Here is a 12,136-nt window from a genome sequence, read left to right as displayed (position 1 = left end):
CTCCAGCGACACATAACTGAACAAGTCACCGCCTTCCTGGTAATCACCGCGCATTGTTTGGCCTCCAACCTGCGATTACGCTATTTTCCCTCATTTGAGGGAGTTTTTCAGCAACCTGCTAATCCGTAATCACTCAGGATGGTGACTTTCACAAAGCCATCCCGGGTTGGACGATCGTCAGTGAATGTCGCAAAGGCTCAATACATAATCTCGTTGCTGCTAACAGGAACACTCTGTTCGTCTGTGCAAGCCAGCGAGATTGCAATCGAGCAGGCCATTGGGCAGGGCCCGACGATCGAGGTGTTCATCGATTCGAGTCTCCAGATTGTGTCTGGGAATGACCATAAGACCGTCTATCTGATCGATAGGATTTACAAACTTCAGGAAGAGCTCTCCATTGACCTGCCAGCAGATCCAGAGTCCGCCAAATCTCTGGCCCTGCAACGATTCCAACGGATGAACACTCAGCTCAGCAGAGAACTGGAAAACGCCGCCAAGGGCCTGGTGCAGGCAATGCAGTACGGTATCGATCGTTACCCGGCCATTGTTTTTGATGGCCAGGCCGTTGTGTATGGCCTTACCGACATTCCCGCTGCCACCCAGCTTTATCAGCGGTGGCAAGCAGAGAGCGCGACACAATGAAAGCCGCCCTGCACCGTGGTTGGCTGGTCCTGCTGCTGTTAGTGCCTCTGGTTGGTCACACCGGCACCATTACCACACCGGAAATTGTTGCGCAGACCACCCGTGCGGCACTCAGCTGTATGCGCTGGATGCCCGTGGGGATGTGCTTCTGGTTGCGTTGCTCCCTGTCCGGGTGCAGCGTGCGCACCTCGATCAAAGTAGGGCATTACCAACCCGATGCGGTGGTGAGTGCCTACAACGAACTCGGCGGTAATCCCTGGGTCGAGATTCGCAGTACGCTGGGTGTGGCACAACGAACAGTCGCCAATGGGCTCCTCGGCAGCTTGCTGGCGGTGCCGATTGACAGCGCCGGGAATAGAACCGAAGGCGGGCAGGGCAACAAGGATCATCGCAACCTGGTATTCCGGGAAACGGATGTCATCGGGCATCCGGTCAGCTCCCTGTCGAGCATCGTCGCCAGCACCGGCTACCTCTGTAACTCACAAACTACTCCCTTCTTTCCGTATTTCCTGTCGGGACTGGACGCACTCTCCTGGCGGATGGAAATCCCGGAGATGCTCTACCCGGCGAGCCTGATACCCGGTTTGCGGGAGATCGGCACCTGGCCACTGCAGACCTGGGGCGGTGTGTACCCTCGCACCGGCTGGACGACGCAGGCGGAGGAACCCAAGGCGGCGGCCATCAATGCCCAGCGCGCCGGCGACATCGTGACCCGCCGGGGGCAACCCCATATCTACGTGCCGATAACCGGTGGTTCCAGTTCGCGGCAGCGCGTGTGGCCACCCGGGCCACTGGTTGAAGACGATCCCGACACGGGCGAGTGGCAGATGCTGATGCCCAGCGCGGAATCGACCTGCAAGGTATTTGGCACCAATGACCTGGCCAGTTTCACCGGCTGGGGCGGTGGTCGAGTCGATGCCCAGGGTGACTATGCCTGGAATCTGTGGCGCCCCTACAGCTGTTGCCGCGATCGCGGCATCTTTCTGTTCAACGTCGACTGGATCAATTACCCACCATGAGCATGAAAGTGTCTGTTCGCACCGTGTTGTTGATTGGCGCCCTGAGTGTGTGTCACGTCGTTAACGCAGCCCAGGGGCCCACCGAAGACAGCTTGTGGTACTACGAAATCGGCGGAGCAGAGCCGGTCTCTGTACCCGCTAATCCGTCAGTCGTCTCCGTCACCCTGGGCGGCTCTGCTCAACTGGGACTTGGGTATAGCTGCGGCAAGTTCGATCCGGTGGCCGCGGTAACCAACACCCTGAATGATATTGGTGCCGGTGTCGATAATATGATGAATGCGATGACCGCAGCGGCCACCAGTGCCATTGCGGCGTTACCGGCATTGATCCTGCAGCGCGCCAACCCTGGCCTGTACGATCTTTTCCAGAATGCCCTGATTAAGGCCGAAGAAACCATGCAGCTGGCGACCAAGTCCTGCGAGCAGATGGAGGCCGAGATCGCCCAGGGCAAGAACCCCTATGCCGATCTGATCACGCTATCCAAAGGCAACGACTGGAAGGTGCAGATGGGGATTGGCGGCAATGATGCCGTCACCGCCAAAGATACGGTGGAAACTTCCAATGGCGATAACGGTGTGCCCTGGATCGGTGGGCAGGCGGGTGGCACCGGCCAGCCGGTGCTGGAGTTTACCGGCGACATCGTCGAGGCCGGTTACAACATCAATATGAATCGGGCCGTCACCGATACCACGCCAGTGCCCGCCGCATCGGCCACGCGCCTGTCTGAAATCTGGGGCTCTCCGGCGGAGGCCCGCGATTGGACAGTCGATGTGGTGGGCGAGAACATCGTCACCACCTGCGACACCTGCCGCAAAGACAGCATTCCCGGCACCGGGTTGTTACCCAAGCTCTACCAGGAGTCCGCCACCGTCACCACAGAAATTCAGAATCTGGTCAGTGGCGCGACACCGCCGACGCTGGCTAACCTCGATCAGATCACCGCGCCCGGCGTGGCCATCACCCGTCAGGTGATCGAAGCGATCCGTGAGATGCCGCCCTCGGAGCAGAGCCTGATCATGGGTCGATTGGTCTCTGAAATCAGCACCGCGCGCACCGTCGAGAAGGCGCTGTTCGCACGGCGATTGTTATTGTCGGGCCGACAGGTTCCTGAGGTCTACGCCACGGAAGTCGCACGCGAGCATGCAGACACGTCTATTGCCGAGCTCGACAAAGAGATCGAGAACCTGCTGTTTGAGACCCGTGTGCGCAAAGAGGTGGTCTCCGACACCGTTGCCACCTTACTCGAACGCGCGGCGGCCAGAAGGCAAAGCTCGCTCACCGTGCCCGAAGTGCCGACCCTCGATCCGAACCCGTTGCGAGGTGGCCGTGTTCAATAACAGTGGGGCAAAACGCAAGGGCTTCCTGTTCGCTACGTTGGTGGCTGTTCTGCTGACGGCACTGGTGGGCTATTGGCTGATGCATCGGTTGCAGACCAACTCTGTACCGTCCATACAGCAGGGTATCGACTCCTGGCGTCTAACACTCATGCTATGCCGGTGGACAGTGATCGCGGTGGTGGCGTTCGGTTGGAATGTCGGCATTGAACACCTCGCGAAAACCGGAAAAATCCAATCCGCACTGGCAGATCAGCTTCACCGGTATCGCTGGCGCGCCGTCACCTGGCTGGTCATTCTCGAACTGGTGTTGGGTCAGGGCTTGGTTGTGAAGTTTCTCGGTATCACCGCAGGGCCGATCGTCTGATGAGTGTCGACAGCTACCTGGAGCTTTTTACCTCGCTCTTCGGCTGGGCCTTCTACGGCATTCTGTGGGATGTGCTGGTCAGTACCGGGATCGTCTATCTCCCGTTTTTGGGCATCCTGATCGATAACTGGCGCGAACCCGCCCAAGGTGGGGAAGTGGGTCATGCCAGCGGTCTTTCACTGCGGCGTATGGAGATCGAGCTGTTCATCGCACTGTTGGTGGTCGTGCTTGCAGGGCAACCCGCTGCGCTCACTCCCCTCAACGCCGCAACCCTGTCGTATTCACCACCACCGACCCTGTTGGATCCGGCCCCGGCCGCCGCAACCGTGGCTGCGCCACAGAGTACCTACGGCACGACCGGGTTTACCGGCTCCGCCGCAACGGTCAACGTCCCGGTATGGTGGTACGGTGTCATCGCGCTGAGTTCGGGTTTGAACCACGCGATCGTAGAAGGCTTGCCAACGGTGGCGGATATGCGCACCTTCGAGCAGCAGGCCCATCTGGCCACCATTGCGGATCCTGGCCTGCGGCAGGAGGTCAGCGATTTCTTCAGTCAGTGTTACATACCGGCTCGCTCCAAGTATCAGGCAGAGCGGCCGGATACCCCGGCGATCAGTGGCATCCTCGCCACCTATGGCCCCGATGACCCGGACTGGATGGGCTCACACGTCTACCGGGATACCGCGGGCTATTACGACTCCTTGCGCCCAGCCAACCAAATCACCGGCTGGGTCTACAATGCGGCCAGGGATACGGAGTACGATCCGACAGCGCCGCCGGCCTGGGGCAAGCCCTTCTGCAAACAGTGGTGGGAAGATGCAGCGATCGGCCTAAGAGAGAAGCTGATCAATGAAGCAGATGCGACTTCTGCTGGCTTCTCAGGTCTGGTGGTCGCCATCGCGCCAGCACTGGCCGGTGAGCAGCAAAACGATGCCGTCGCCAAAACCGTGCTTACCAACGCACCGCCTTCCTGGTCGAGCAACGAGTTGATCGCTAACAATGCCTCCGGTTCAGGCTTGTTCAATACCGCCGGCAATATCGTCAAAGGGGGCCTCGCCGCCGGTGGTGTGATCACGGCATCCGCTTTATTTTCCGTCACCATGACCGCCGTTCTGCAGTCACTGCCCATGGTCCAGGCCATCATGCTGCTGGGTATCTATGCACTGCTGCCACTGGTGGTCGTGCTGTCCCGCTACTCAATTGCCATGATGGTGGTCGCTGGCATGGCGATTTTCACAATCAAATTCTGGACGGTACTCTGGTACCTGGCGATGTGGGTGGATCAGAACCTGATTTTGTCCATGTATCCCGACGTTAATGTCTTCCTTCAGCTCTTCGCCAACCCGGGGGAACACGATGCCAAGCGCATGTTGCTGAATATGATTACCACCAGTCTCTATCTGGGATTACCGTTGTTATGGAGTGGGATGATGGCGTGGGCGGGGGTGAATGTAGGGCGATCCATAACAGCAGCCACGTCGCCACTTGCGAGGCCAGCTGACGATGCGGGACGACAGGGTGGCAGCCTCGGCAAAATGGCAATCTCAAAAGGGATGAAGAAATAAGGAGTCGCTACAAATCCTCCTCATACCAACCGTCTGGGTCGGTTCCGGAATCCATACGGCCTGTACGGAAATTGTGCTCACCGAATCGGTCTGAGCCCTCGCCAAGGGGGCGATCATCACTTTCGTCGTCATCAGTACTGAATAGAACACCGACCGCGGTCAGCAGCAAGGCGATGCAGCCCTTGAGAGCGGCGAAAATGCGGGTGGAGCTTTTCATTGGCAGACTCCAACTGCGGGTTACGCTATTTGAGCTTCTTTTTCACCGTCTCGATGAGCTGGTCACAGCACCCAGAGACTTCGAAGCTTAACGAGTCGAGATTCCGGCCCTTCACTTTGACCTTGGGTCTTTGTCCATGTTCAGGGCATCGTGCTGAGCCAACGGACTTTGTGATCGACTCCTGCACCGACTTCAAAACGGCGGACTCCAGAGCATTGCCCATATTTCTGGGCGATACCTTTCGACCGTTGATCTCGAATGAAATATCAATCATCGATCATCCCTCTACTTTTCCTTTCTCACACCTTTGAACGGGCCCTTGCTGGAGGTTTTCACGTCCATAAAGCGACCGGTTGCGGTATCCCGCTTGACGTAGTGGCCAGACGGGGTCTTGGTTTGTGAACGGCCGCGAACCGCGCCATTGCGGTGACCGTCTCCCTTGGGAGGGTTAGTTGCCATGATTAGCTACTCCTGGAATAAGCCGGTCGAAGCCAGTCTCCGACCATGATCGCAGAATATACAGATCAAAATGATTATGTCAACAGATACAAATAATCACCAGAATACAAAGTATTATCATATAACGTCAAATTAGTGCAAAATGCTCCCTACCTTAATTAGGGGGATGGGTTGAGGTGGAGCTGTCAGACATTAGCCAGGCACAAAAAGAGCGTCTGTCGCATATCGACTTCCGCACTTACTTTTTAGGTGAAATTGGCCGTAGCGATCTGGTTACCCGATTCGGGATCGGCGAGGCCGCAGCCACGCGTGACATCACGCTCTATAGAGAGCTGGCGCCGGCTAATCTGGACTACGACACCAGGCTGAAATCCTACGTTAAGTCAGCCGCCTTTGAGCCGTTGTTTGAGTATTCGCCATCACAAGTACTGGCGGCGCTTTCCCAGGGGTTCGGTGAAGACTTCATTGGCAGCCACAAGCCGATGGTTCGGTGCGAGACACCCGCCGAACTAAATCGGCCGTTTTTGCCTGTGCTAGCCGTGCTCACAAGGGCGATTTACCACAAAAGGGTGGTGAAGATTCAGTACCGCTCCATCCAGTCGGGTTTAAGTGAGCGCGAAATCGCTCCTTTTGTATTGGTGGACAACGGTCTGCGCTGGCATGTGCGAGCCTTCGATCGCAATCGCCAGGACTTCATTGATTTTGTGGTTACGCGAATCACAGACCCTGTCATCGTCGAGGACGAGCCCAAAGACCATGAAATGAGTGATGCGGACATACAGTGGAACAGAATTGTTGAGATGAATTTGGTGCCGCATCCCAACCTTCCCCATCCTGAAACCATTGAGATGGATTACGCGATGCGGGATGGCGGGCTAACAGTAAAAATTCGTGCCGCCGTAGCCGGCTACGTTCTGAGACGGTGGAATGTGGACTGCACTAAAGATCACAAGCTTGAAGGGGGAGAGTATCACCTCTGGCTTTCTAATCCACAGGCTCTATACGGCGTAAAGAATCTGGTTCTAGCTCCGGGCTACGAACAAACAGAATAAGCGGAGTGAAACGAGTGGCATCTAGAAATGCGAATGTTCAACCCGAGGTTCTTGGAATTGCTGCCGTTACTTCCTACCTCTGGGAGGCGGCCAATATCCTGCGTGGTCCTGTCGACGCGGCCGACTTCAAGACCTACATATTCCCGCTGCTGTTCTTCAAGCGGCTCTCCGACGTTTATGACGAGGAGTATGCCGTGGCACTGGAAGAGTCAGACGGCGACGTGGAATTTGCCCAGTTTCCCGAGAACCATCGGTTCCAGGTTCCGGAGGGCTGCCACTGGAAAGATGTCCGGGCCAAGAGCGCCAATATCGGCCATGCGCTCCAGAAGGCGATGCGCTGTATCGAGCAGGCCAACCCGGACACCCTGCACGGCATCTTCGGCGACGCCCAGTGGACCAATAAAGACCGCCTTTCGGACGCGCTGCTCAAGGACCTGATCGAACACTTCTCGTCGCTCAACCTGGGCAACGAGCACTGCAAGGCGGACATTCTCGGCCAGGCCTATGAATACCTGATCAAGAAATTTGCCGACCTGACCAACAAGAAGGCCGGTGAATTCTATACCCCTCGCTCCGTGGTCGCGCTGATGGTTCGCATCCTTGCGCCCAAGGCCGGGGAAACCATCTATGACCCGGCCTGCGGGACCGGCGGCATGCTTCTCGAAGCGCTGCATCATGTCAAAGAGCATGGCGGCGACGAGAACCTCATGCTGGGCAAGCTCTACGGCCAGGAAAAAAACCTGACCACATCCTCCATCGCCCGGATGAACCTCTTTCTCCACGGCGCGGAAGATTTCCATATCGAACGTGGCGACACCCTGCGCTTGCCCGCCTTTTATTCAGGCGACAGCCTCGCCACCTTTGACTGCGTCATCGCCAATCCTCCGTTCTCCCTGGAAAAGTGGGGAGATGACGTCTGGATCAACGACCCCTACGGCCGCAACTTTGCCGGACTGCCGCCAGCCAAGTCCGGCGACTTCGCCTGGGTCCAGCACATGATCAAGTCCATGGCCCGCAAGACCGGCCGCATGGCCGTGGTGCTTCCCCATGGCGTGCTGTGGTTTTACCCCGGCATGACGGATACCCAGAAAAGAGTGGATAATCACCACTTAAGAGAGGTATCCCATGTCACACAGAAGACGGTACTCACCTGAGTACAAACAAGAAGCTGTGCGCCTTGTGCAGCAATCCGACACACCAGTATCAGAGATCGCACGAAATCTCGGTATCAATGACAACATGCTCCGCCGCTGGGTAAAACAGGCATCGGAGCCAGGAAAGTCGGCCTTTCCCGGCCACGGAAACCCCAGGGATGAGGAAGTAGCCAGGCTCCAGCGTGAACTTCGGCAAGTGAAGAAGGAGCGCGATTTTTTGCGCGAAGCGGCAACGTTCTTCGCAAAGGAATCCAAGTGAGATTCCAGATGATCGAGCGTTGCCGCGAAACTTATCCAGTCAGCATGATGTGTCGTCTGCTCAAAGTATCTACCAGCGGCTACTACGATTGGCGGCACCGGCCACCCAGCAAGCGTGCCCTGGACAACCAACGTCTGTTAAAGAAGGTTGTCGCCCTCCATGACGATAGCGATGGCGTCCACGGCAGCCCTCGAATCTGGGAGGACCTGCGGTATGACGGCGAGACTTGCAGCCTGAACCGCGTAGCCCGGCTTATGAAGGAGAATGAGATTCAAGGCATCCCTTCGACTCGGAAGTGGCGTAGGCGTAAATCTACACAGCGGCCAGAGAGCATCAAGAATCACCTGGAACGGGATTTTACTGCGGAAGAACCTGGCGCCAAGTGGGTCACGGACATCACCTACATCCGTACCGGTGAAGGCTGGCTCTACCTAACAATTGTCGTTGATTTATTCTGTGGCCAAGTTGTGGGCTGGTCCATGAGCCACCGGATGGATCGCCAGTTGGTTATTCAGGCCGTACTAATGGCCTTGTGGCAGCAGAAGTCGAAATCCCATGTGGTATTACATTCAGATCGCGGGTCTCAATTTACCAGCCACGAGTACCAGCAGTTCCTGGCGGGCCACAACATCACTTGCAGCATGAGTGCTGTTGGCAGCTGCTACGACAACGCCGCCGCTGAGAGCTTCTTTGGACTGTTGAAGAGGGAGCGGGTTAATCGACGTCGATATGCCACCAGATCTGAGGCCAGGGCCGATGTGTTCGAATATATCGAGATCACTTACAATCCAAGGAAGCGCCGGAAACTAGAGCAATTGAGTCAAACTACTCTTAACTGATTATCCGCCGGGTCGGGGTAAAACCACAGGGTGATGTTGTGGTTTGGGATAATCGATGTCTCCTGCATAGGGCTTGTGCCTGGGATTATTCCGAGCCGCGGGTAATGCTGCATTCACGAATCGCCGGTGACCCGATTTCAGAGGCTGCGATGAGAGTTTAAGTGCACATTCGCCATGGTTGAAAAAGCCCGCTCTTATGGCTCCATAGCGGTCGCCACTCCAACAACGCTAAAGGAGTAACTACTATGATTCAGCGTGACTACAGTAAGTCCATAGAAGCCTGTGCAGCACATTACGGCGACGAAGCCGAGGCGGTTAAAGCCTACATGTTTGAAGGGCAGTGTCGCGCTTACGCGCTGCCTAACCGAGGACCTATCAGATTCCTTGAAGACGGCAGTCTGCATCCGGATATCCGCCGCGCTTATTCTGAATATGGGTTTTACGTGTTCGAGGGTGTTATCGGTGAGCGGGAGATGTCCGACATTCTCGAAGATCTCGCCGACCTGCGCTCGCGCTTTCCGACACATCCGGGAGCCGAAGTTGACTCGCAAGGGCGCCCGGCACTTGGAGTAGATTGCAAGGGTCCGGGATTGATGTGGAGCAAGCCACTGAGTGACCCGCTGGGTGGCACCACAATGGCCAATGGTCGTCATCAGGTAAAACTGAAGGAGTTGAAGGCGGCTGCAGATGCGCCGGAGGACGCTCCGTTTATTCTGATGGGATCACTGCAATTCTCTGACGCTGCGCTTCGAGTTTATGGTCACCCACAGCTGCTGCGAGTCGCCGCCGAAGTGAATGGCGAGGACTTTGCTCCGTTTAATGAGGTGTTATTCATCAAAGATGCGGGTATGGGTGCGGCCGTTTCCTGGCACCAGGACGGTGACACGCACTGGGATAATCCTGATTTTAACGAAGATATTCACGGTTTCAACTTTATGGCGCAAGTTTACGGGAGCACCCCGGTAAACGGAGTCTGGGTTGTTCCAGGAACCCACAAACTGGGTAAGTTAGACATCACCGCTATGGTTGCCGAGTCCGGCAGCGAACGGCTCAAGGACGCCGTACCCCTTGTCTGTGAACCGGGAGACGTCGTGATGTGCAACCGGCAGCTTGTGCACGGCTCGTTTGCAAATTCGGGCTTCGAACCACGGCTAACTATCAATTTCGGTTTTCACCGCCGTTCTTCCGTTCTCGATGTGATGGGTGCCGGAATTCACAGTCCGGCAGCGGTGTATGACAAGGATGTTATCAGGCAGCGCTCACAAGTGATTGGTTTTGCGATTGATGCGCGCCGGAAGCAATATCCTGAGGAGGAGCCCTACGCGTACAAGCCTTTTCTGGACAGCGGGGAAATCTTTGTGTGGAACGAACAGGCCAGGGCCGGGCTTCGTGACTACAACCTACTCGATCTGAGTATTTAAGCCATATCCGCGACACTACTGTCCTGATCAAGGAAATTAAGTATGAATGGTGCTGAAAGTCTTGTGGCCACGCTGGTGGACTCCGGGGTCACGACCTGTTTCTCGAATCCAGGAACATCGGAAATGCACTTCGTGGCCGCAACCGACAAGATAGAAGGTATGCGCGTCATTCTTTGCCTTTTCGAGGGCGTCGTCACCGGTGCTGCCGATGGCTATGGACGGATGAAGGGGGCGCCCGCGGCAACCCTTCTGCATCTTGGGCCGGGCCTGGCAAACGGCCTTGCCAACTTGCATAACGCACGGCGGGCCTCAACGCCCATTGTCAATATCATTGGCGATCATGCGACCTATCACGGTCAATACGACGCTCCCCTCACCTCAGATATCAAGGGGTTCGCTGCGCCTGTGTCGGGTTGGATTCACACGAGTACTAGCGCCAAGACCGTTGCAACCGATGGCGCTCGCGCTGTGGCGGCCTCAATGCAGGGGCTGGGGCAGATCGCGTCGCTCATCCTTCCGGCTGATACGGCGTGGCAGGAGGCTCTGGGACCGGCACAGCCTATCCAACGTCCTACGCTTCCCCAAGCTGATCATCGGGCTATCGATGCTGCAGCGCAGCTGCTCCAATCGGGTAAAAAAGCCGTTCTCATGATTGGCGGTAGCGCCCTCTATGGCGAGGGACTGGCAAATGCCGGGCGCGTCGCAGAGGCCACCGGTGCACGCTTGATGTGCCCCACCTCAAACGGGCGGCGTGAGCGAGGTGCAAATCGTGTTCCAGTACAGCCATTGCCGTACTTTTCAGAGCAGATTGAAGCTGAGCTCGAGGGCGTTGAGGCTATCGTATTTGCGGGCGCAAAGCCCCCGGTTTCATTCTTTGCCTACCCGGGTAAGGCGAGTTGGCTGACCCCGGAAAATTCTGAAATTGTCTATGCGTCACATGGGCATGAAGATACTGCTGACGCTCTGGATCGCCTGGCTGACGCGGTGGGTGCAGCCAGTGCGCCCACCGTTCTGACCGATCGCAAGACGCAGTTACCCTCAGATACGAATAAGCTTGATCAGGTTTCCGCGGGCCAAATCATTGCGCATTTTCTGCCTGAAGGGGCAATTGTTTCCGACGAAGCCAATACTTCCGGTATTGCTCCAGCGCAGGCAACTGCAACCGCTGCGCCGCATGACTGGTTGTCGGTAACGGGGGGTAGCATTGGTCAGGGTCTGCCAGTTGCTACCGGTGCCGCCGTTGCTTGTCCTGATCGCAAAGTGATCTGCCTGCATGGCGATGGTGGGGCCATGTATACGCTGCAGTCGCTATGGACACAGGCAAGAGAGGCGCTCGACGTCACTACGGTCATTTTCTCCAACAGGTCGTACGCTATTCTGGAGATTGAGTTTAATCGCGTGGGTGTCGGCTCGCCTGGCCCAACCGCACGCTCGCAGCTTGAGTTAACCAACCCTGACCTTGATTGGGTGAAATTATCCGAGGGCATGGGTGTGCCAGCGACTCGCGCGTGCACGACGAGGGAATTCAGAGAGCAATTCGAGCGCTGCATGAATACGCAGGGTCCACATCTTATCGAGGTCGACCTACAGTGAAAATCACAGACGTCACGGTAACTCTGTTTGAGTGGAACGATATTCCGCTGAAGAGCTACGATCATGCGGTTGAGGCCGTAACGGGTAGCAGTGACTTAGCAGGCTGCTGAAAAAGGCATGATTTTGATGCACTTAACTTTCTCGTCGTTCCAAGGCCCAAGTTTGGTCAACGGCGAGTCGGATTTGTGGCAGCTTCGCCAAATTGGGGATTCGGG

At 56.6% G+C, this 12,136-nt stretch carries 14 protein-coding genes; 11 read left to right on the top strand and 3 right to left on the bottom strand.

Going from position 1 to position 12,136, the window contains the following annotated elements; genetic code table 11:
- The first annotated feature begins 243 nt into the window (after positions 1 to 243).
- From DWB85_RS18835 to DWB85_RS18815, 5 genes are read left to right on the top strand one after another with little or no spacing between them, the layout of a single operon-like run.
- Positions 244 to 642 (top strand): TIGR03757 family integrating conjugative element protein, encoded by a 399-nt coding sequence (locus DWB85_RS18835; RefSeq protein WP_239017396.1) that lies wholly within the window; start codon positions 244 to 246, stop codon positions 640 to 642.
- A complete protein-coding gene (locus DWB85_RS18830) occupies positions 639 to 1,661 on the top strand; it encodes a TIGR03756 family integrating conjugative element protein (protein ID WP_101517451.1) in 1,023 nt (340 codons plus the stop codon). The genes DWB85_RS18835 and DWB85_RS18830 overlap by 4 nt, the downstream gene beginning before the upstream one ends.
- Complete coding sequence (locus DWB85_RS18825; protein ID WP_239017395.1) at positions 1,658 to 2,998, top strand: integrating conjugative element protein; 1,341 nt, start codon at positions 1,658 to 1,660, stop codon at positions 2,996 to 2,998. The genes DWB85_RS18830 and DWB85_RS18825 overlap by 4 nt, the downstream gene beginning before the upstream one ends.
- Complete coding sequence (locus DWB85_RS18820; RefSeq protein ID WP_239017394.1) at positions 2,988 to 3,362, top strand: hypothetical protein; 375 nt, start codon at positions 2,988 to 2,990, stop codon at positions 3,360 to 3,362. Before DWB85_RS18825 ends, DWB85_RS18820 begins: the two co-directional genes overlap by 11 nt.
- Positions 3,362 to 4,927 (top strand): conjugal transfer protein TraG N-terminal domain-containing protein, encoded by a 1,566-nt coding sequence (locus tag DWB85_RS18815; RefSeq protein WP_101517450.1) that lies wholly within the window; start codon positions 3,362 to 3,364, stop codon positions 4,925 to 4,927. Before DWB85_RS18820 ends, DWB85_RS18815 begins: the two co-directional genes overlap by 1 nt.
- A gap of 7 nt (positions 4,928 to 4,934) precedes the next feature.
- On the opposite strand, the gene DWB85_RS18810 is transcribed toward DWB85_RS18815, so the two are convergent.
- The 3 genes from DWB85_RS18810 to DWB85_RS19600 are packed head-to-tail and all read right to left on the bottom strand — an operon-like array spanning position 4,935 to position 5,603.
- The gene (locus DWB85_RS18810) at positions 4,935 to 5,144 is read right to left on the bottom strand and encodes a hypothetical protein (RefSeq protein ID WP_101517449.1); all 210 of its coding nucleotides are present in this window, start codon (positions 5,142 to 5,144) and stop codon (positions 4,935 to 4,937) included.
- A gap of 25 nt (positions 5,145 to 5,169) precedes the next feature.
- Positions 5,170 to 5,418 (bottom strand): hypothetical protein, encoded by a 249-nt coding sequence (locus DWB85_RS18805; RefSeq protein WP_101517448.1) that lies wholly within the window; start codon positions 5,416 to 5,418, stop codon positions 5,170 to 5,172.
- Between the two features lie 11 nt (positions 5,419 to 5,429).
- On the bottom strand, positions 5,430 to 5,603 hold the full coding sequence (locus DWB85_RS19600) for a hypothetical protein (protein WP_162846205.1): 174 nt from the start codon (positions 5,601 to 5,603) through the stop codon (positions 5,430 to 5,432).
- Between the two features lie 176 nt (positions 5,604 to 5,779).
- Between DWB85_RS19600 and DWB85_RS18800 the strand changes: the two genes are divergently transcribed.
- The 6 genes from DWB85_RS18800 to DWB85_RS18775 all read left to right on the top strand — a co-directional run bounded on the left by DWB85_RS18800 (position 5,780) and on the right by DWB85_RS18775 (position 11,921).
- A complete protein-coding gene (locus DWB85_RS18800) occupies positions 5,780 to 6,655 on the top strand; it encodes a WYL domain-containing protein (protein ID WP_101517447.1) in 876 nt (291 codons plus the stop codon).
- Positions 6,656 to 6,669: 14 nt separating this feature from the next.
- On the top strand, positions 6,670 to 7,809 hold the full coding sequence (locus tag DWB85_RS18795) for a type I restriction-modification system subunit M (protein WP_205422815.1): 1,140 nt from the start codon (positions 6,670 to 6,672) through the stop codon (positions 7,807 to 7,809).
- Positions 7,781 to 8,907, top strand: a protein-coding gene (locus DWB85_RS18790) for an IS3 family transposase (RefSeq protein ID WP_420820281.1) whose coding sequence is annotated in 2 segments (ribosomal slippage) — positions 7,781 to 8,030 and positions 8,030 to 8,907 — 1,128 coding nt in all. Because the reading frame shifts where the segments join, the coding sequence is not laid out codon by codon here. The genes DWB85_RS18795 and DWB85_RS18790 overlap by 29 nt, the downstream gene beginning before the upstream one ends.
- A gap of 38 nt (positions 8,908 to 8,945) precedes the next feature.
- Positions 8,946 to 9,068 carry a hypothetical protein gene (locus DWB85_RS18785; protein ID WP_275400965.1) on the top strand — a complete coding sequence of 41 codons (123 nt, stop codon included), beginning with the start codon at positions 8,946 to 8,948 and terminating at the stop codon, positions 9,066 to 9,068.
- Between the two features lie 84 nt (positions 9,069 to 9,152).
- Positions 9,153 to 10,328, top strand: coding sequence for a phytanoyl-CoA dioxygenase family protein (locus DWB85_RS18780; protein ID WP_205422814.1), 1,176 nt, complete (start codon positions 9,153 to 9,155; stop codon positions 10,326 to 10,328).
- 42 nt (positions 10,329 to 10,370) lie between these two features.
- A complete protein-coding gene (locus tag DWB85_RS18775) occupies positions 10,371 to 11,921 on the top strand; it encodes an acetolactate synthase large subunit (RefSeq protein ID WP_117957580.1) in 1,551 nt (516 codons plus the stop codon).
- The last annotated feature ends 215 nt before the right edge of the window (positions 11,922 to 12,136 follow it).

Source organism: Seongchinamella sediminis (assembly GCF_003457605.1).
Lineage (GTDB): Bacteria > Pseudomonadota > Gammaproteobacteria > Pseudomonadales > Halieaceae > Halioglobus > Halioglobus sediminis.
This window is presented reverse-complemented; position numbering and strand designations above follow the sequence as displayed.